Genomic DNA, 19,516 nt, shown 5'->3' with positions numbered 1-19,516 from the left:
CAATTCGGTGACAGGCAAGCAACGCGATGCGGCAACGCTATGGTAACCACGAAAACGCCAACAAAAGCAAAGGCCCGAACACGGGTTCGGGCCTCTGATAAGATCACAAGAAATCGACGACTGCGACGGGACGATTACTCGTCCTCCTCGGGCTGTTCTTCCGGCGGCGCGAGGCCCTCGAGGCCCTTCAGGAGCTCCTCTTCGGTCATGCGCTCAACGGCAACTTCGGTATCGTCGGCATCGACACTGGCACCGGCGGAACCGATCAGCGGGACCGTATCGGGCTCGGGCTCGTCGACCTCGACGAATTTCTGGAGCGAGTGGACCAGCTCCTCGCGGAGGTCCTCCGGCGAGATGGTTTCGTCCGCAATTTCGCGTAAAGACACAACGGGGTTCTTGTCGTTATCGCGGTCAACCGTTAGTTGTGAACCGGACGAAATCATGCGGGCCCGGTGGGCGGCCAGCAGGACCAGGTCAAACCGGTTGTCGACCTTGTCGATACAATCTTCTACGGTGACGCGAGCCATGGACTGTCGCTCCGTTGTGGGTGGGACGAAATATGTGGATGATTGGGGCTAGTTATAGGGGACAGGGCGATTTCGCAAGGCCAATTTGTGATTTGGCCTCGCCAAACGGCTCTGCTACCCCCACATTGGGGCTGGGATGGGTGGTTTGCCGGGCTGCTATTGAGGGTGGCACCGGGCGTATGCAGGTCCGCCATAACTATACCTTGATTGCCACGACTTCTCCGGATTTGCGGTTTCGACGGGCTTCGGCGGCACCATAGACCTGCGCGGCTTGCTGTCGCCGCGCCAACAATAAACGATCAATCACGAACGCTACGCGAGCAAACTGAATGTCACCTTCTGCCACTAACAAGATCGCGCTCTTCATCGATGGGGCCAATCTCTACGCGACGGCGAAAACTCTCGGCTTCGACATCGACTACAAGCGCCTGCTGAAGGAGTTTCAGAGCCGCGGGACGCTGTTGCGGGCGTTCTACTACACCGCGATCATCGAGGATCAGGAGTACTCCTCGATCCGCCCGCTGATCGACTGGCTCGACTACAACGGCTACACGGTCGTCACCAAGGCGACCAAGGAGTTCATCGACGCCTCCGGCCGCCGCAAGGTCAAGGGCAACATGGACATCGAGCTCGCCGTGGACGCCATGGAGCTCGCCGAGCACATCGACCAGATGGTGCTGTTCTCGGGTGACGGCGACTTCCGCTCCCTGGTCGAAGCCGTCCAGCGCCGCGGCGTCCGGGTCACCGTGATCTCCACCATCGCGAGCCAGCCGCCGATGATCGCCGACGAGCTGCGCCGCCAGGCCGACGTCTTCACCGACCTCGTCGAGCTGCAATCCAAGCTCGGCCGCGACCCGTCCGAACGCCCCGCCCCGCGTGACCGCGGCGAGCGTGGCGAGGGACGCCATCACGCCCCCCAGTTCCTCCAGCGCGCGACCACGATGGCGCCGAGGGGCGATGACGACTTCGAGGAGTGAGGCGGCCCGGTCAAGCCGCCAGCCTCTCACCCTCGTTCCCGACCGTGACTGTCCGCTTTGTCCGCGCCTGGTCGCCTTTCGCGAGGCGAACCGCGCGCGCGAGCCGTTGTGGCACAACGCGCCGGTCCCCCCCTTCGGCGACATCAAGGCGCGCCTGCTGATCGTTGGCCTTGCACCAGGCATGCAGGGCGCCAACCGCACCGGCCGCCCCTTCACCGGCGACTATGCCGGCGACCTGCTCTACGCCACGCTGCTCGAATACGGCTTCGCCAAGGGCACCTATCAGGCGCGGCCCGACGACGGCCTGAAGCTGGTCGACTGCCGGATCGCCAATGCCGTGCATTGCGTTCCGCCGCAGAACAAGCCGCTGCCGGTCGAGATCAACACCTGCCGCCAGTTCCTCGGGGCTACCCTCGCGTCGATGCCGAAGCTGCGCGCCATCGTCGCGCTCGGACGCATTGCGCACGACACGGTGCTCAAACCGCTGAACCTGAAGGCCTCGCAAGCTCCCTTCGGCCACGGCGCCGTGCACCAGGCCGGCGCATTCAGGCTCTACGACAGCTATCATTGCTCGCGCTACAACACGAACACCGGCGTGCTGACGACGGACATGTTCCGCAGCGTGTTCGCGAAGGTGAAGGCCGACCTGGACTAGGGCTCGGCTGGATTGGCCTTCAGCCAGTCCAGGACATCGCCGGCGTTCCGGTCGGGCGGAAACACCGGATAGAACACATGCGTGATTTTGGCGTCGTCGATGATCAGCGCAAGCCGCTTGATCAAGGTCAGGCCAGCGACCTCCATGGTCGGCAGATTGAGGGCGCGCGTCAGCGCCAGCTTCTCGTCCGACAGCACGGGGAACGGCAGGTGCAGCCGCGATGCCATCTCGGTCTGGTACGCGTTGCTTTGGGTCGAGAGGCCGTACACCTGGGCGGCGCCGGCGGCTTTCAGCTCGGCAAACAGATCACGAAACGCGCAAGTCTGCGGCGTGCAACCGCGCGCGCCCGGGATCATGTCCCAATCGTCGACCAGCCCGATCTTGCCGGGCTCGCCGGTGCGCGGATAGGCGAACACCACGGTCCGGCCGGAGAGCGCTGACAGATTCACCGACGTATCGTCGGTCGCGAGCAGGCTGACCGGAGGCAAGGTCAGGCCCTTGAGATGCGCGGCGCCGCCGTCGTCGGCGGGTGCGGGAATCTGGCTCCAATCGACATCGAGCAGGTTCTTCTGAGTCATCCGCCAACCTCTTGCCGCTATCCCCTCGCCCGCAACAGCCGGCCCTTCTCCCGGCTCCAGTCGCGCTTCTTCTCGGACTCGCGCTTGTCGTGCAGCTTCTTACCCTTTGCAACCGCAAGCTGCAGCTTGGCCCGCCCGCGCTCGTTGAAATAGAGCTTGAGCGGGATCAGCGTCATGCCTTCGCGGTCGACCGCGCCCATCAGCTTGTTGATCTGCTTGCGATGCAGAAGCAGCTTTCGCGGCCGCTTGGGCTCGTGATTGAAGCGGTTGCCCTGGAGATATTCGGGAATGGTGGCGTTGATCAGCCAAATCTCGCCGTCCTTGGAATCGGCGTAGGACTCCGCGATCGTGCTCTTGCCGTTGCGGATCGACTTGACCTCGGTGCCGGTGAGCGCAATGCCCGCCTCGATCGTATCTTCGATCGCATAGTTGAAGCGGGCCTTGCGATTTTCCGCCATGACCTTGATAGGACGTTCGTTCTTATCGGCCATGGGAGACAAACCTGATCGAGATGCGCGAGGACGCTAACAGTTTGGATGAAGCGCGCGCGTCAAGACTTCTTGAGGAGATCGCGGATCTCGGTCAGCAGTTCGACCTCGGCCGACGGCTTCAGCGGAGCGGCGGGTGCGGCCTCTTCCTTGCGCTTCAGCGTGTTCATGGCGCGGATCACCAGGAACAACACGAAGGCAACGATGATGAAGTTGATCGTCAGCGTCAGGAAGCTGCCGTAAGCAAGTACTGCACCTTGCTTTTTCGCATCCGCTAAGTTGGTGGCGGTCACCGCCTTCGACAAGGGGGCGAAGTAGTTCGAGAAGTCGAGGCCGCCGGTCGCGGCGCCGATGATCGGCATGATGACGTCACCGACCAGCGACGTGACGATGGCGCCGAAGGCCGCACCGATGATGACGCCGACGGCGAGGTCGACGACGTTGCCTTTCATGGCGAACTCGCGGAACTCCGTGAGCATCTTCCTGCCCTTCTCGTCGACGCTCATGAACGGCTCCCCGGTTGGCTAAATCAGTTGATCAGCCCAGCATGAACCATCGCGCTGCGCACGGCAACGCGCGTCGGCTCGGTGACCGGAACCATCGGCAGGCGCAGCGTCTCGTCCAGCTTGCCGAGCAGCGACATCGCGTACTTGATCGGCGCCGGATTGCTCTCGATGAAGAGGTTGTTGTGCAGCGGCATCAGCTTGTCGTGGATTGCGAGCGCCGCCTTGGTGTCGCCCTTCGCCCAGGCGGCCTGGAATTCCGAGCACAGGCGCGGCGCGACGTTCGAGGTCACCGAGATGCAGCCATGGCCGCCATGCGCCATGTAGCCGAGGATGGTCGCGTCCTCGCCGGAGAGCTGGTTGAAATCCTCGCCCATCGCCGCGCGCTGCTGCGAGACGCGGACCATGCTGGCGGTGGCGTCCTTGACGCCGGCGATGTTCTTCAGCTCCCACAGCCGCTTCATGGTGTCGACCGACATGTCGATCACCGAGCGCGGCGGAATGTTGTAGATGATGATCGGGATGCCGATCGCATCGTTGATCGCCTTGAAGTGCTGGTACATCCCTTCCTGGGTCGGCTTGTTGTAATAGGGCGTCACGACCAGCACGGCGTCCGCGCCGGCCTTCTCGGCGTGCTGCGCGAGCTCGATCGCCTCTTTCGTCGAATTGGAGCCGGCACCCGCGACCACGGGTAGGCGCCCCTTGGCTTCAGCGATGCACCATTCGACGACCTTCTTGTGCTCGTCATGGCTGAGCGTCGGGCTCTCGCCGGTGGTGCCGACCGGGACCAGGCCGTTGGTGCCTTCCGAGATCTGCCAGTTGACCAGCGAGCGGAACGCCGCCTCGTCCAGCGAGCCGTTCTTGAACGGCGTGACCAAGGCGGTGAACGATCCCCGGAATTTCGTCTTGGCTGCCATGGACTTCCTCCGTACGCGGCTATCTCTTGAGCAAGCTGCATTCATATCGGGTCTATCCCGCCGGTAAAAGACCCGCTTCCGTGTGACGCACCGTTTAGGCCGCGATTTTGCCGCGGTGGTGGTGCAAACCGGGCAAAGGTAAGCAGCTGTTGGTATTTTGTCCGCATATTCAAGCGAATACAGCTAGGTCTTGAGCCAACTGACTGATTCGGGGCGACCAAACGCCGTGACCTCCTTTCCTCGTTCCGCATGGCGATCCACCGGTCTGGCCGTGTGCCTCATGGCCGGGCTGTCGGTCGGCTGCGCCGCCCTGGCCAAGTCCAATGAGACGACCGCGGACGGGGCCAAGGACACCGCGAAGCCGGCGGCCAAGGACGCCGCGAAGGGATCAGCCAAGGGAACACCGAAGCAAACAGCGACGGGAACCGGCAAGGAAACACCGAAGGGCGCGAGCAAGGGAGCAGCTGCCGCCCCGGCCAAGGATGCCGCGAAGAAACCCGGCAAGGATGCTGGCAAGGACGCCGCCAAGGATGCAGGCAAGAGCGCCGGCAAGGAACCCGCCAAGGACAAGCCCAAGCCCGCAGCCGCCGCGCCAAAATCACAGCCCACCGCCAACGGCTCGCCCCCCAAGACCGCCCCCGCGCCGGCCGTGACTGCCACCGTCAGGCCTGCCGCCCCGGCGCCCGTCGCCAAACCCGTCGCGGCTCCTCTGCTTGCGCCGGCGACCCGCCAGCACGCCACGCCGCGCAAGCCGGTCACGCCGGCCGCGGTCGCTGCGACCTCCTCGACGTCGCAGGCCGACAAGGACACGCTCGAGAACATCATCGAGCTCGTGCGCAAGCGCAAGGCGGCCGACGCCACCAATTACGCCGCCTCGATCTCGGATCCCGTCGCACGAAAGCTCGCCGAATGGATCATCCTGCGCAGCGAGGACAATGGCGCGACCGTGGAACGCTATCGCGCCTTCCTCTCCGCCAATCCGAGCTGGCCGTCGCAGACCTTCCTGCGCCGGCGCCTGGAGGCCGCGATGTGGGACGACAGGCGCGACGATTCGGTCGCGTGGTCGTGGTTCGAGAATGAATCGCCTGTGTCCGCCAAGGGCCGCTTCACGCTCGCCAAGGCGATGCTGGCGCGCGGCGACCGCGCCAATGCCGAGCGGCTGGTGCGCGAGGCCTGGCGCAGTGATCCGATGTCGGAGGAGACCGAGAACAACGCGCTCGACCAGTTCGGCGCCTTGCTGACGCCGGGCGACCAGAAGGCGCGGATGGACACGCTGCTCTACGGTAGCGAGAACGAAGCCGCGCTCCGCGCCGCAAAGCGCCTCGGCGCCGGCTATGTCGCGCTCGCCAAGGCCCGCATCGCCTCCGTCAAGAAAGCGCCGAACGCGCGCGCGCTGCTCGACGCCGTGCCGCGCGAGTTGCACAACGATCCCGGCTTCATCTTCAGCAAGATCCAGCTCCTGCGCCGAGAGGAGAAGTTTGCGGAAGCCGCTCAGCTGATGCTGTCGGCGCCGAAGGATCCGAACCGTCTCTACAATCTCGACGAATGGTGGATTGAGCGGCGCCTGCTGGCGCGCAAGATGATCGACACCGAGGAATTCCGCAGCGCCTATCTGATCGCGCGCGATGCGGCCCTGCCCTCGCGCGACATCTACAAGACCGAGCAGGAGTTCACCGCCGGCTGGATCGCGCTGCGCTTCCTCAACGACCCCGCCGCCGCCACCCAGCATTTCGCCCGCATCGGCGTCGGCAGCGTCAATCCGACCACGCTGGCGCGCGCCGGCTATTGGCAGGGCCGCGCGGCGGAAGCGGCGGGCCGCCAGCAGGAGGCGCGCAATGCCTACGCCCGGGCGGCCGAGCAATCCACCAGCTATTACGGCCAGCTCGCGCGCGCAAAACTCGGTCTGCCGCAGATCGAGCTCAACAGCCAGCCGCGCGGCCGCGGCGCCGAACGGCTGGAGATCGTGCGCGCCGCGCACCTGCTCTACGAGCTCGACGAACGCGAGATGGCGATACCTGTTCTCGCCGACATGGGCGAGAACGGCGATCCCGAGGCGCTTGCCGGCCTTGGCGAGCTCACCCAGCGCTACAGCGACGCGCGCGGCATGCTGCTGCTCGGCAAGGCTGCGCTCAACCGCGGCCTCCCCTTCGACTTCTACGCCTATCCCGTCAACGGCATTCCGCAGTTCACGCCGATCGGCCCCGAGGTCGAGCGCAGTATCGTCTATGCGATCGCGCGGCAGGAAAGCGCGTTCAACCCCTCCGTGGTCTCGCCGGCGCAGGCTTACGGCCTGATGCAGGTGACGCCGGACGCAGCGCGTTACGTCTGCAAGCGGCACGGCGCGACCTACGATCTGGGGCGGCTGAAGAACGATTCGGTCTACAACGCCACGCTCGGCTCGGCCGAGCTCGGCGGACTGCTCGAGGACTACCGCGGCTCCTACATCATGACCTTTGCCGCCTACAATGCCGGCCGCGGCAGCGTGAAGAAATGGGTCGACCGCTACGGCGACCCGCGCGATCCCAAGGTCGACGCGGTCGACTGGGTCGAGCTGATTCCGTTCTCCGAGACGCGCAACTACGTGCAGCGGATCATGGAGAATCTTCAGGTCTACCGCGCCCGCTTCGGCGGCGGCACACGGTTGCAGATCGAAGCTGACCTGCGCCGCGGCACCGGCAGCGTGGAATAGAGCCATCCTCCTGTGCGCTCCCGATTGACCGCCGAGAGCGTCGGCGGCGAGCGCCGCAGCGCGTCCGGACGTGAGCTGCTGAAGAAAAGCTGAAGCTCGCGCGTGATCTTCAGGCGAGCCTTGCTCGACGCTGAGCCCTGAGCGCTCCCTGGTCGTAGTCCGATCGGCAAGCTCGCCGTTCCACGTCCTCGAACATAAAGGCGTCGATCGCCGCCTGCTGCAGCGTCAGGACGGTGGGGCGCTTGCAAGGCCATGCCGGTCAACGGCAGGCGGCCCGTTGCATACATTGCGCGGAGATGCCCGCAGCGCAGAGGCCCCTCCTCCGTAACAGCCTCGTCCAGATCGTCACGGACGATGGAGCACGGGAGCAACGCCAGCCCTCCGCCAGCATTCCGCGGCGTTAGAACAGCCATGCCGCCAAAAGAAAAGCCCCGGCGGTTTCCCGCCGGGGCTCTCTGTCAGGTCGTTAGACCAAACTTACCAGTTGCGCTGAGCGCGGAGCAGCAAGCTGACCGTGTTCTGATCCTTCAGCTCGTACACGGCACCCGGCTTTGCGACAACTGCCGCAGGGCCAGCAGCGAGCGTGCTGATCGTGCCCGCGAACTTCTGGTCGAGCATGGTGTAAGCCACGTCCGCCGAGAAGGTCAGGTTCTTCACCGGCGTCCAGCGGGTGATCAGACCGATCGTGCCGAGGTTGAAGTTCGGGTTGCAAGAGGTGATACCCGCAGTGGCGGCACCCAACGTAGCGAGTTGGTTGCAAATGAGAGCCGCACCACCGTTGCTGTACGTCAGCTGAGCGTACGAACCGTAGATCGCGGTGTTCCAGTACGGATCCCAGTTGTGGGTGTAGGCGCCGCGCATACCCCAGCTCGTAACCGTGTTGATGCCGGTTCCGTTGGCGAACACACCGTCAGCCGCACCGGCAAGGCCAATGCTCTGATAGGCACCTGCCAGGTTGGTACCGCCGAACATTGCATAGTTCTGCGAAGCCAAGCTCTGGAAGTTGTAGCGGGTCGCACCATCGGTGTAGACCGCCTGGACGTTGATCACGTCGCCCGCACCAGTCGGAATGTTCTTGATGGACAACGCCGCCTGGACAGCCCAGCCCCACTTGTCGCCCGGATGACCGGCCGCTTCGGTTCCGACAAGCCCCGGAGTCGCGTAGTACGCTACGTGGTTGTTGTGCGCCGCGGCGGACAACTGGAACAGACCCCAAGCCTGGTCAATACGGACCATACCCTGGATGTCAGGAGCCCGCGTGCCGCCGAAGGCATTGATGCCGTAGCCGCCGGTACCAAAATTCGCGACCGAAACGCCGGCGCTGGTGTTGTACAGGTTGCTCTGATAGTAGGCCGTCGGATCCACCGCCGAAATCGCGGCAGTGATGCCCTGACCGAAGTCGGCAGTATAGGTGAACTGGTTCACACCAGTGACCGTGCCGCCGCCGCCGGTCAGACCGTCGAAGTTGTTACCCGGATAGTTGGTCCAGGGAGCGTCGAACTGGGCAACAGCTTTACCCATCGTGAAGCCCGCGAACTGGATGAAGGCGTAGTACACGCCGAGCGTACCGCCGGCGATTGCGCCTGAGGTGGCATTGTTGGGTCCGCCAACGCCCGTGCTGCCGAGCTGCGAGTAAACGGTGGAGCCGTTGCCGGTGCCGTTGCCCGAGTAGTTATCCGTCGTCCACGAGAACACCACGTCGGCGAAGGTACGAACCACGCCGTATTCGGTCGCGGTGCGCGTGTCGACGTTGAAGTCTTCACGGGCGCGAGTGACGTAGTAGTTCGTCAGACGGTTCGCAGAACCGTTAACACTGCTGAAGTTACCGTTGAAATCGGTAGCGTTGATCGCGACTTCAGCACGCAGGTAACCACCCAGCTTGATGCAGGTGTCAGTGCCCGGGATGTAGTAGAATCCGGCACCGTACAGGGAGCAGATCTTCACGTATTCGACCGCTTTGGCCTTCACGGGGAGATCGGCTGCCTGTGCTCCGCCAACGGCAATCAGACCTGCCGCTGAACCGAGCAAAAGGCTCTTAACCAACTTCATGTTAAACCTCCAAGTTTGCTCTATAGGGAAGGTTCCGGATCCGCTGGGTGACGACACCCTAAGGTTGGTTCCCTTGTCCCTTAACTCACCGCTTAGTCGCTTCGCGCCTTCGGACACACCCGCTGAACGCGAGGGACTTAAGCGAACCACCTAAAACGGGACGACCTCGGGATGCCCCCCTCCGTCGCTCAGTCACAATTACCGAACGTCTTTGCACACACAACAAGAGAACGCTCCGTAGCGAGCCCATGACGTTTGTTTTCCGAAGGGTGTTGCACAAATAACACGCAGATGTGATCGAAGCGCGCTCGCAACATATTGTTTTTGCTTATTTTTCTAGGACGGTTCCGTTTGCCGTCAAAATTCCCCACCTGAGGCATTGTGGACGGAACTCCGGCCTGAACAGGCTTTGACGCGCACGAATCGTGGAATCAGAAGGAGACTCAAGGAGAAGGCACACAGGTCTTCCCGCGACTCTCCACCAGGCGCAGACATGGTCGCGGCAACGCTCAAGGCGCGCTGCGAAGGCTCTTTATCGATGGTGGGGATGATTGAGACCGGAGCGGACAGCTCGGCTGGCGGAGACGGAGGGATTCGAACCCTCGATAGGCCTTTACAAGCCTATAACGGTTTAGCAAACCGCCGCCTTCAGCCACTCGGCCACGTCTCCAATATGCCGGGTATGCCCGACACGGCGGCGAGCCGCAAGCGGCAGAATCAAGGTCTGTGCGTTCTTTCACCTGAAAGCGACCGCCGGACGGCTGCGAAAGCCTGGCGCATGGATCAGCGCGGCACGCGCAGCCGATTCGCGCTCTCTATATATGTGTGCATCCATCCGCGGGATTCCCGGATCCGCCGCTGCCAGGGCGCATTCAGCACCACCTCGCCGGCTCAGATATTGAACCAGACGCCGGAGCTGTGCCGGGACGGAAGGCCCAAGACCTCTATATCCCCGGCAAGAGGCCCGTCTTGTGCGGCCGTCCGGGTTCCAGAGCGGAGTCGTCGGGCTGCGGCTCGGTCATGCCGCGCGGGTCCATGTGGCGACACGACGAAGGAACTTGATTGAGCGCAATCCGTCCACGTGAGGGTGCGGATCCGATTCTCGGCTCAGTGAGCCGAGACCCACGCCCTCGCCTCGCGCTGCGCGGCCGAGATCTCGGCGTCCGACATCTGCCCGGCGACTTCCTGGCGCAGCGCCACGGCGTCCTTGCGGCCCTTCAGCGCGGCGAGGTTGAACCATTTATGTGCGGCGACGAGGTCGACGAGGCCGGAGCGGCCGCTCGCCCAATAGATCCCGCGCTCGAACAACACGTCCGACAGCGCGCTCGCGTCGATCGGCGTCGCCGTCTCCAGATCGAAAGTACCCTGAAACATAACGCATCCCCTTTTTTTCTGCCGCCTCGTTCCCCCGAGCGCGGCTCCCGTCCAAAGACCTGTTCAACTCATCCCCATGCCGTTTGCCGGCTTGTTGAAGGCGATGATGGCGGGCAAATTTGAATGGCAGTTTAAGTATCGCGATGAAGCAGACGTAAACGCACCCGCACGGCGCGCGCGCGACGAATGCAAGAAGTCCCCGCTTTGCAGGCACTTCTGCGATTCGTCAGATTCGGTTTACCCTGGGATTTTGGGAGAACGATAACCATCGCGCGCGGTGACGCGCGCCCTGCGGTTACAATTCATGGGAGGGGCGCGTTGTGCGAGGGGCGCGCTGGCAAGGCCACACAGGCGCCTCGCGCGGCGGCGCCACCCCGTGGCCGGCAGGCCGCGCAGCGCGAAGCGCGCGACTTTAGGAATCGGAGCGCCGGCCTCGCATTGCGCCTGCGCGGCGAACGACAGTTCGCCCCAGCCCTCGCCTGCCCGAAGGCAGCGCGGCCACGTCACGGTCAGATCAGCAATGTGGGAAAAGGGAATGCCGGCAATACCCCGGCCTCAAAAGAACGAGGGCGTCGGCGAACACGTCAGGACCAGATTCCACGTTGGCCCGCAGGCCGCTTGTGAAATTGCGGAGCCCTTGAGAAGGAGAACCGCACCGAACGAAGAAAACTTGTTTCTTCTGCCGGACCGTACTTTGGCGAGCGAACCCGCGAAAGAGAACGATCCGACCGTTGGCCTGATGTCTCGCCGACACCCTCTATCGCCGACCAGAACCTGTTAGAAGGCGCTGATGACGTGCCGGCTCTCTAGGAGCCGGCAACTTCAGAAGCGAAGTTACTTCTTCTTCGCGACCTTGCGGGTCTTCTTCGCAGTCTTCTTCACTGCGCTCTTCGCCTTCTTCGCCTTCTTCGCCTTCTTCGCTTTCTTGGCCATGTTGCCCTCCGATGTGTGAGATGGCTGTAATCGCTGCATGCAGTCGGGGATCGAATGCACACTCATCCCGAATACACCAACACGACGAAAAAAACAGCTTCTCGCTTAAAGAAGTGTTGACGGCACAACGCGCCTGCGCTTGGCGAGCGCGATGCGGGCGCACTGCATGACGCGTGCTTGCGATCGCGGGGAGTGCCCGCATCGTCGATGTTTGCGCGAGATGCGATTGCAGAAAAACACTACACGGCAAGTATTTTTCTGCACGCGCGCATTGCGCATGCGCGATGCGATGATGTGCATCGTCGATCCCGCGATCGCCGCGCAAGGGCGCTTCGCGGACTCTGAGTCGCGAGTTTTGGCAACGAAAATATTTTCATGCTTAACGGCGCAAGCGCTCGTCAGCGCGTGTGGAAGCCGCCGTTTTGCGCGAATCGCGTGGCGGCGATTCGGCCGCCGCATCGCCGTCGGTCGGGATGGAGTTTGCCGCCGAGGGTGCGCGCGAGCGTCGCAGCGCGAACCGGAAGCGAGGTGACGAAGCGTATCCGTCACCTCGTTCGAATGTGTGACGTCAGATGCCGAGCTTCGACTTCAAGAGGTCGTTGACGCTCTGCGGGTTGGCCTTGCCGCCGGACGCCTTCATCACCTGACCGACGAACCAGCCGAGCGACTGCGGCTTGTCCTTGACCTGCGCGGCCTTGTCGGGATTGGCCGCGATGATGTCGTCGACCACCTTCTCGATCGCCGAGAGGTCGGTGACCTGCTTCATGCCACGGCTTTCGACCAGCGCGCGCGGATCGCCGCCCTCCTGCCAGACGATCTCGAACAGATCCTTGGCGATCTTGCCGGAGATCGTGCCCTCGCCGATCAGGTCGATGATCGCAGCCAACTGCTCGGCGTTGACGGGAGAGGCCGTAATATCCCGGCCTTCCTTGTTGAGACGGCCGAACAGCTCGTTGATCACCCAGTTCGCCGCCATCTTGCCGTCGCGGGCACGGTTGCCGAGCGTGTCCAGCACAGTCTCGTAGAACACCGCGCTCTCGCGCTCGGCGACCAGCACGCTCGCATCGTAAGCCGACAGGCCGAAATCGGCGACGAAGCGCGCCTTCTTCTGGTCCGGCAGCTCCGGCAGCTCTGTCTTCAGCTCGTCGACGAAGCTTTGCGAGAATTCGAGCGGCAGCAGGTCGGGATCGGGGAAGTAGCGGTAGTCATGCGCCTCTTCCTTGGACCGCATCGATCGCGTCTCGCCCTTGTTGGGGTCGTAGAGCCGCGTTTCCTGGTCGATCTGGCCGCCGTCCTCGAGGATCTCGATCTGGCGCCGCGCCTCGTACTCGATCGCCTGGCCGATGAAGGTGATCGAGTTCATGTTCTTGATCTCGCAGCGGGTGCCGAGCGGTGCACCCGGCTTGCGCACGGAGACGTTGACGTCGGCGCGCAAAGATCCCTTCTCCATGTCGCCGTCGCAGGTGCCGAGATAGCGCAGGATCGAGCGCAGCTTGGTCACATAGGCCTTGGCCTGCTCGGCGTCGCGGATGTCGGGCTTGGAGACGATCTCCATCAGCGCCACGCCGCAACGGTTGAGATCGACATGGGACATGGCCGGCGACTGATCGTGCAGCAACTTGCCGGCGTCCTGCTCAAGATGCAGGCGCTCGATGCCGATGGTCGCGGTCTTGCCGCCATCCAGTTCGACCACGACCTCGCCTTCGCCGACGATCGGCGATTTGTACTGGCTGATCTGGTAGCCCTGCGGCGAGTCCGGATAGAAATAGTTCTTGCGGTCGAACACCGAACGCAGATTGATCTGCGCGTTCAGCCCGAGCCCGGTCCGGACAGCCTGTCTGACGCATTCCTCGTTGATGACGGGCAGCATGCCTGGCATCGCGGCATCGACCAGCGACACGTGGCTGTTCGGCTCGCCGCCGAACGTGGTCGAGGCGCCCGAGAACAGTTTTGAGTTCGAGGTCACCTGGGCATGGATCTCCATGCCGATGACGATCTCCCAGTCGCCGGTGGCGCCCTTGAGAAGCTTGTGCGTGGCCGTGCTCATGTCCTGCTCCCGAGCAGCGTGGCAGCGATCCGCTCCCACTCCGCCTCCAATGAATCCTTTGCCGCGGGTTGGCCGGCCTGGCGATACCAGTAGCCGGCATTGCCGAGATCGCCTTCGACCCGGTGCAGATAGGCGTGCACCCAGGCGGCGTCGCGGCTGTTCTCGTCCTGAACGATCTTGTGCGCCTGATCCCAATCGCCCTTCGCGGCCCACCAGAGGCCGGCGAGCGGCGCGTTCAGATCCGGCGCGGGCGCCGCGCCGTCGAGGCTCGCGATGAACGCGGCGACATTCACCACCACCTCGCGGGCGTGAAGCGGCCGGCGGCCTGCTCGATCACCTCGCCGAGCGAGAACAGCGTCTCCTCGTCGAACGGACGGCCGATCAGCTGCAGGCCGAGCGGCAGGCCTTGCGCGTCCTTGCCGGCGGGCACGGCGATGCCCGGCAGGCCCGCCATGTTCACGGTCACCGTGAAGATGTCGTTGAGATACATCTCGACGGGATCCGCCCCGCCCTTCTCGCCGATGCCGAAGGCCGCCGACGGCGTCGCCGGCGTCAGGATCGCGTCGACGCCCTTGGCGAAGCAGTCCTCAAAATCCTTCTTGATCAGCGTCCGCACCTTCTGCGCGCGCAGATAATAGGCGTCGTAATAGCCGGCCGAGAGCACATAGGTGCCGATCATGACGCGGCGCTTCACCTCCGCGCCAAAACCCTCGGCGCGGCTGTTCTCGTAGAGCTCGATGATGTTCTTGCCCTGCTCGCGCAGTCCGTAGCGCACGCCGTCATAGCGCGCGAGGTTGGAGGACGCCTCCGCCGGCGCCACGATGTAATAGGCCGGCAGCGCGTATTTGGTGTGCGGCAGCGACACTTCGACGAGCTCGGCACCGGCCGCCTTCAGCCAGGCCGCGCCCTCGCTCCAGAGCTTCTCGATCTCGGCCGGCATGCCGTCGAGGCGATATTCCTTGGGGATGCCGATCCTGATGCCCTTCACGGACTTGCCGATCGCGGCCTCATAGTCCGGCACGGCAATGTCGACCGACGTCGTGTCCTTCGGATCGTGCCCGGCCATCGAGCGCAGCAGCATCGCGCTATCGCGCACGCTGCGCGCGATCGGACCGGCCTGGTCGAGCGAGGAGGCGAAGGCGACGATGCCCCAGCGCGAGCAGCGGCCGTAGGTCGGCTTGATGCCGACGGTCGCGGTGAACGCGGCCGGCTGGCGGATCGAGCCGCCGGTGTCGGTCGCGGTCGCGCCCATGCACAGCAACGCGGCCACGGCCGAGGCCGAGCCGCCGGACGAGCCGCCCGGCACCAGCGTCGTGTTGCTTCCCTCCCGCCGCCAGGGATTGCCGACGGGGCCGAAGCACGAGGTCTCGTTGGCCGAGCCCATCGCGAACTCGTCATTGTTGAGCTTGCCGAGCATCACGGCGCCGTCGCGCCAGAGCTGGGAGGTGATCGTGGACTCATAGGTCGGCACGAAATTGCCGAGGATTTTTGAGCACGCCGTGGTGCGCACGCCCTTGGTCGCGAACAGATCCTTGATGCCGAGCGGGATGCCGGCGAGCGGGCCGCCCTCACCCCTGGTGATCTTCTCGTCCACGGCCTTCGCCATGGCGCGCGCCTGCTCGGGCGTCTCCATCACGAAGGCATTGAGCACGCGCGCGGCTTCGATCGCGTTCAGATGCGCGTCGGTCAGCTCGAGTGACGTGAAAGTTTTTGCCGCGAGGCCCTTGCGGGCCTCGGCGAGCGTCAGCGATGTCAAATCGGTCATTTATTGATCGGGCTGCAGAAGAACGGAGACAGGGTTTTGTCGTTGGCCGGGTCGTCTTTTTTCTTGGCGGCGGCGTTCGCGGCGGCCTCGATCTCGTCGAGCACGGCATTGACGGCGACGTTGGGATCGGCAGCCTTGCCCTGCCGCTCCATCTTGTCGAGATAGTTCATGTAGGCCTGATAGGCCTTCTCATCGTCGCAAAGCATGCACATCGGACTTGGTCCTAAGGCTCTTTAGTTTGACGCGTTTTCTTTACGCGAACCGGCTTCCACTTCGCTCGAAAACGCTACGTCACTCGACCACCTTGGGCACAAGAAAGAAGTGACCTTCGGTCGCGGGCGCGTTGGCAACGATATCGTCGGCGATCTCGCCGTCATTGACCACGTCCTGCCTCTTCTTCATCTGCATCGGGGTGACCGAGGTCATCGGCTCCACGCCCTCGACGTTGACCTCCGAGAGCTGCTCGACAAAGGCGAGCATGGCGTTGAGCTCGCCCTGCAGATGCGGAACCTCGCCCTCGGAAACCGCAATGCGCGCCAGATGCGCGATGCGGCGGACGGTAGTGGCGTCGACGGACATTATATAAGGCCTCTCACGGCAAAATCTAACTGCCGTATAGCAGAGGCCGGTTTTGCGCCGCAACCGGCGGCGCGACCTTAGCCAGCCAGTCCCTTCATGCGGGCCAGGGCCGATTTGGCGAAATCCCGGGTCAATTCGGCTGCGGGGACCTCACGGCCCAGGGCCACGGCCTGGCCGGCCCAGAGATTGGTGAAATCCACCCTGCCCTGCTTTTCGGCAGCCGCCTTGAGCGGCCCCAGCGCGGTCGCTGCATGGGGAAACGGCGGCGCCTCGGGCGAGATCGGGCCGGCTTCGCGCATCAGGCGGTTCTGGACGCCGCGCGCCGGACGCCCGGTCATGACATTGGTGATGACGGTGGAATCGTCCCGCGCTTCAGCCAGCGCCTTGCGCCCGCCCGCGCTGACCTTGGATTCCGGGCAGCGCAGATAGGCGCTGCCGATCTGTACGCCGGATGCGCCGAGCGCAAAGGCTGCGGCGATGCCGCGCCCGTCGGCAATGCCGCCGGCCGCGATGACAGGCACCTTCACGGCGTCGGCGACCTGCGGCACCAGCGCAAAGGTGCCGGGCTGCTCGGAGATCTTGTCGGTCAGGAACATGCCGCGATGGCCGCCGGCCTCGGCGCCTTGCGCGATGACGGCATCGACGCCGCGCTCTTCCAGCCAGACTGCTTCCTTCACCGTCGTGGCGGACGAGATGACGAGGCAGCCGGCAGCCTTGACGCGCTTGAGCAGCGCCTGATCCGGCAGGCCGAAATGAAAGCTGACGATCTCCGGCTTCAGGTCCTCGACGATCTCGCAGAAGGCGGCGTCGAACGGCGCACGGTTCGCGGCGTTGATGGGCGCTGCGGGATCGAGGCCGTGCTCGGTGTAATAGCCCGTGAGCCGCTGCTTCCAGCGCGCTTCGGCTTCGGCCGTGAGGTCAACCGGCGTGTGGCAGAAGAAGTTCATGTTCACCGGCGCCTTCACGCGCTGGCGAATGATGTTGACCTGCTCGCGCGCCTTCTCCGGCGACAGCATCGCGCTCGGCAGCGAGCCGAGCCCGCCGCCCTCAGCCACGGCGATCACCAGTTCGGCATCCATCACGCCGGCCATCGGCGCCAGCACGATCGGGAATTCGGTCTTGAAGAGATCGATCAGTCGACGGTCAGGCCACATAATTCTTGCCTCATGTTCGCTCTTCCCTCTCCCCTTGTGGGAGAGGGTGGATCGCCGCGCAGCGGCGAGACGGGCGAGGGGTTTGCATCCGCGGAGACAGACCCCTCATCCGGCGCGGATTGCATCCGCGCCACCTTCTCCCACAAGGGGAGAAGGAAAAGAAGAAACCGAGTTGCGCCGGCCGGCGAGCAATTGCTCCGCTTCAATCGCAATTCGCTCCACGATCTCGGCCGCCGGTGGAATATCATGAATCAATCCGACCGCCTCGCCTGCGATCACCGCCGCGACATCGAAATTTCCGGCTGCTTTCGCGGCCGCATAGTCCGCCGCAACTGCGGCGACATTCTGCATCAGCTCGACCTCGCGGCCGATCCAGCGCCTGGCGTGGTCGTTGATGAGGCACCTTCCCGTGAACGGCGCCGGCCAGACATTGTTGCGCGAGAGATCGAAGATGATGCCGCGCACGGTCGTGCCGCTGTTCGCTGCGCAGATACGCCGCTTGGCCTCCTCCGCGCCATCAGCCTCCTGGCTCGCATAGAAGCGCGTGCCGAGCAGCACGCCGCTCGCGCCCAGCATCATCATGGCGGCGAGACCGCGCCCGTCGGCGATGCCGCCGGCCGCGACGACAGGCACGTGGCCCGCGGCAAGATCGACGATTGCAGGCACGAGATCGACGGTGGTGCGGGAGGCGCCGTGACCGCCCGCCTCCGTGCCCTGCGCGATCAGGATGTCGGCGCCGGCATCGAGCGCCTGCCGCGCCATGGCTTCATCCTGCACCTGGCAGATCAGGCGTGCACCTGCGGACTTGATCTTCGGCGCGAACGGCGCGGGATCGCCAAACGACAACATGATCGCAGACGGTTTTGCGGCAAGAGCGACATCGAGAAGCTCGGGCCGCTTGGCGAGGCTCCAGGTGATGAAGCCGATCCCGAATGGCGCCGACAAGCCCGCGAGCTTCGCAGTCTCCTGCTCCAGCCACACCTTCTCGCCATAGCCGCCGCCCAGAATGCCGAAACCGCCGGCACGGCTCACGGCCGTCACAAGCCGGCTGCCGGCGACGATGTCCATCGGCGCCAGCAGGACGGGATGCGTGATCTCCAGCAGCCTGGTCAGCGACGTCTCAATGGGCATAGCCCCTCCCTGATCTGGACAGCGAGACTAGGCGCGACTAGCATTCTCGAAAAATGAATTGTTGTGAACGCTGCCATCACAAAAGCGAAACGACGCCATGGAACTCAGCGATATCCAGACCTTTGCCGCCGTCGCCCGCACCGGCGGCATCACCCGCGCCGCCGAAGAGCTGAACACGGTGCAATCCAACGTCACCCAGCGCGTGAAGGCGCTGGAAGCGGAGATCGGCACACCGCTGTTCGAACGCCACAGCCGCGGCATGACGCTGACCGGCGCCGGCAAACGCCTCCTGCCCTACGCACAGCGCATGGCCGCGCTATCGCGGGAGGCCGTGCTCGCCGCGCGTGACGACGGCGAGCCGAAGGGACCGCTCGCGATCGGCTCGATGGAGACCACGGCAGCCGTGCGCTTGCCGTCCCTTCTCGCCGATTTCCACCGCACCTTCCCTGCCGTGCGGCTGAGCCTGCGCACCGCGACCACCGCCGACCTCGTCGCGGGCGTGCTCGAAGGCACGCTCGACGGTGCCTTCGTCGCGGGCCCCATCGCACATGCCGACCTCACTGCGACGAGCGCGTTTCGTGAAGAGCTGGTGCTGGTCAGCGCGCGGCGCTGGGCCTCGCTTGCCGAGCTGCGCGCCGGCACGCCGGAGTCCGGTCCGACCGCGTTGGTGTTCCGCACCGGCTGCACCTACCGCCAGCGTCTCGAACAGATCTTTGTCGAGTTCGGCTGGCCGTCGGCGGCACGCTTCGAGCTCGGCACGCTCGACGGCATGATCGGCTGTGTCGCCGCCGGCATGGGCGTGACGCTGCTGCCGCGCGCCGTGGTCGAACGCAGCGCGATGGCCGGCAGCGTGTCGATCCACGCGCTGGGCCCGTCACACGCGCGCGTCGAGACGCTCTTCATCCAGCGCAGCGCCGGACATCAATACAGCGCGCTTCAAGGTTTCATGTCCTGCCTGAAGAAAGACAACGACGTCATCGCGGCCTGACACCGGCGCAGCGTTCCACGTGGCGAAATTCGTCACAAATCCATCGCGCTTGAATTAGTCTGCGCTGCGTTCAGCCGCCGCAGCGCGGCACCTCGAAATGCTTTGAAGCACGCATCCGTTCTACGTTAGGATGTGTCACTGGCCAGCGCAAAAACATAACGA

The 19,516-nt window shown here is 64.2% G+C and carries 18 protein-coding genes and 1 tRNA gene; 4 read left to right on the top strand and 15 right to left on the bottom strand.

The window, feature by feature from the left end:
- Window positions 1-134: 134 nt before the first annotated feature.
- Window positions 135-527 carry a DNA-directed RNA polymerase subunit omega gene (gene rpoZ / locus ABIB99_RS22900; RefSeq protein WP_014494742.1) on the bottom strand — a complete coding sequence of 131 codons (393 nt, stop codon included), beginning with the start codon at window positions 525-527 and terminating at the stop codon, window positions 135-137.
- A gap of 329 nt (window positions 528-856) precedes the next feature.
- Here rpoZ and ABIB99_RS22895 point away from each other — a divergent pair, with 329 nt between their 5' ends.
- Entirely contained in the window at window positions 857-1,504 is a 648-nt protein-coding gene (locus ABIB99_RS22895) for a LabA-like NYN domain-containing protein (protein WP_014494741.1), read from the top strand.
- The gene (locus ABIB99_RS22890; protein WP_063982832.1) at window positions 1,485-2,159 is read left to right on the top strand and encodes a uracil-DNA glycosylase; all 675 of its coding nucleotides are present in this window, start codon (window positions 1,485-1,487) and stop codon (window positions 2,157-2,159) included. The genes ABIB99_RS22895 and ABIB99_RS22890 overlap by 20 nt, the downstream gene beginning before the upstream one ends.
- Here the strand turns inward: ABIB99_RS22890 and ABIB99_RS22885 are convergent.
- Genes ABIB99_RS22885 through dapA form a run of 4 tightly spaced genes read right to left on the bottom strand, consistent with a single transcriptional unit; the run spans window position 2,156 to window position 4,645 of the window.
- Window positions 2,156-2,737, bottom strand: a complete 582-nt coding sequence (locus tag ABIB99_RS22885) for a peroxiredoxin (protein WP_354177622.1) — start codon at window positions 2,735-2,737, stop codon at window positions 2,156-2,158. The genes ABIB99_RS22890 and ABIB99_RS22885 overlap by 4 nt on opposite strands.
- A 17-nt stretch (window positions 2,738-2,754) precedes the next feature.
- Window positions 2,755-3,228, bottom strand: a complete 474-nt coding sequence (smpB, locus tag ABIB99_RS22880) for an SsrA-binding protein SmpB (RefSeq protein ID WP_008133025.1) — start codon at window positions 3,226-3,228, stop codon at window positions 2,755-2,757.
- A gap of 59 nt (window positions 3,229-3,287) precedes the next feature.
- Entirely contained in the window at window positions 3,288-3,704 is a 417-nt protein-coding gene (gene mscL, locus ABIB99_RS22875; protein ID WP_476077830.1) for a large conductance mechanosensitive channel protein MscL, read from the bottom strand.
- A gap of 50 nt (window positions 3,705-3,754) precedes the next feature.
- The gene (dapA, locus tag ABIB99_RS22870; RefSeq protein WP_354177621.1) at window positions 3,755-4,645 is read right to left on the bottom strand and encodes a 4-hydroxy-tetrahydrodipicolinate synthase; all 891 of its coding nucleotides are present in this window, start codon (window positions 4,643-4,645) and stop codon (window positions 3,755-3,757) included.
- A gap of 280 nt (window positions 4,646-4,925) precedes the next feature.
- Here dapA and ABIB99_RS22865 point away from each other — a divergent pair, with 280 nt between their 5' ends.
- Window positions 4,926-7,334 (top strand): lytic transglycosylase domain-containing protein, encoded by a 2,409-nt coding sequence (locus ABIB99_RS22865; RefSeq protein ID WP_354177620.1) that lies wholly within the window; start codon window positions 4,926-4,928, stop codon window positions 7,332-7,334.
- A gap of 477 nt (window positions 7,335-7,811) precedes the next feature.
- On the opposite strand, the gene ABIB99_RS22860 is transcribed toward ABIB99_RS22865, so the two are convergent.
- The 10 genes from ABIB99_RS22860 to ABIB99_RS22815 all read right to left on the bottom strand — a co-directional run bounded on the left by ABIB99_RS22860 (window position 7,812) and on the right by ABIB99_RS22815 (window position 18,366).
- A complete protein-coding gene (locus ABIB99_RS22860) occupies window positions 7,812-9,383 on the bottom strand; it encodes a porin (RefSeq protein ID WP_354098455.1) in 1,572 nt (523 codons plus the stop codon).
- A gap of 576 nt (window positions 9,384-9,959) precedes the next feature.
- Window positions 9,960-10,053 (bottom strand) — tRNA-Ser (locus ABIB99_RS22855).
- Between the two features lie 437 nt (window positions 10,054-10,490).
- Window positions 10,491-10,757, bottom strand: a complete 267-nt coding sequence (locus tag ABIB99_RS22850) for a hypothetical protein (protein WP_014494734.1) — start codon at window positions 10,755-10,757, stop codon at window positions 10,491-10,493.
- Window positions 10,758-12,258: 1,501 nt separating this feature from the next.
- Window positions 12,259-13,737, bottom strand: coding sequence for an Asp-tRNA(Asn)/Glu-tRNA(Gln) amidotransferase subunit GatB (gatB, locus tag ABIB99_RS22845; RefSeq protein WP_354177619.1), 1,479 nt, complete (start codon window positions 13,735-13,737; stop codon window positions 12,259-12,261).
- Complete coding sequence (locus ABIB99_RS22840) at window positions 13,734-14,036, bottom strand: hypothetical protein (RefSeq protein ID WP_094183808.1); 303 nt, start codon at window positions 14,034-14,036, stop codon at window positions 13,734-13,736. Before ABIB99_RS22840 ends, gatB begins: the two co-directional genes overlap by 4 nt.
- Window positions 14,027-15,502: an Asp-tRNA(Asn)/Glu-tRNA(Gln) amidotransferase subunit GatA gene (gatA, locus tag ABIB99_RS22835; protein ID WP_354177618.1), complete on the bottom strand. Its 1,476-nt coding sequence runs from the start codon at window positions 15,500-15,502 to the stop codon at window positions 14,027-14,029. Before gatA ends, ABIB99_RS22840 begins: the two co-directional genes overlap by 10 nt.
- Window positions 15,499-15,714 carry a hypothetical protein gene (locus tag ABIB99_RS22830; RefSeq protein ID WP_014494728.1) on the bottom strand — a complete coding sequence of 72 codons (216 nt, stop codon included), beginning with the start codon at window positions 15,712-15,714 and terminating at the stop codon, window positions 15,499-15,501. Before ABIB99_RS22830 ends, gatA begins: the two co-directional genes overlap by 4 nt.
- A 79-nt stretch (window positions 15,715-15,793) precedes the next feature.
- Complete coding sequence (gene gatC, locus ABIB99_RS22825) at window positions 15,794-16,081, bottom strand: Asp-tRNA(Asn)/Glu-tRNA(Gln) amidotransferase subunit GatC (RefSeq protein ID WP_028150645.1); 288 nt, start codon at window positions 16,079-16,081, stop codon at window positions 15,794-15,796.
- 77 nt (window positions 16,082-16,158) lie between these two features.
- Window positions 16,159-17,235: an NAD(P)H-dependent flavin oxidoreductase gene (locus ABIB99_RS22820; RefSeq protein ID WP_354177617.1), complete on the bottom strand. Its 1,077-nt coding sequence runs from the start codon at window positions 17,233-17,235 to the stop codon at window positions 16,159-16,161.
- 105 nt (window positions 17,236-17,340) lie between these two features.
- Window positions 17,341-18,366, bottom strand: a complete 1,026-nt coding sequence (locus ABIB99_RS22815; RefSeq protein ID WP_354177616.1) for an NAD(P)H-dependent flavin oxidoreductase — start codon at window positions 18,364-18,366, stop codon at window positions 17,341-17,343.
- Window positions 18,367-18,463: 97 nt separating this feature from the next.
- On the opposite strand from ABIB99_RS22815, the gene ABIB99_RS22810 reads away from it, so the two are divergent.
- The gene (locus ABIB99_RS22810) at window positions 18,464-19,354 is read left to right on the top strand and encodes a LysR family transcriptional regulator (protein WP_354177615.1); all 891 of its coding nucleotides are present in this window, start codon (window positions 18,464-18,466) and stop codon (window positions 19,352-19,354) included.
- Window positions 19,355-19,516: the final 162 nt, after the last annotated feature.

Origin of the sequence: Bradyrhizobium sp. LA6.1 (genome assembly GCF_040547805.1) — a bacterium.
Classification (GTDB): domain Bacteria; phylum Pseudomonadota; class Alphaproteobacteria; order Rhizobiales; family Xanthobacteraceae; genus Bradyrhizobium; species Bradyrhizobium barranii.
The sequence above is the reverse complement of the archived record's forward strand: the minus strand, read 5'-3'. Positions and strand labels throughout refer to the sequence as shown.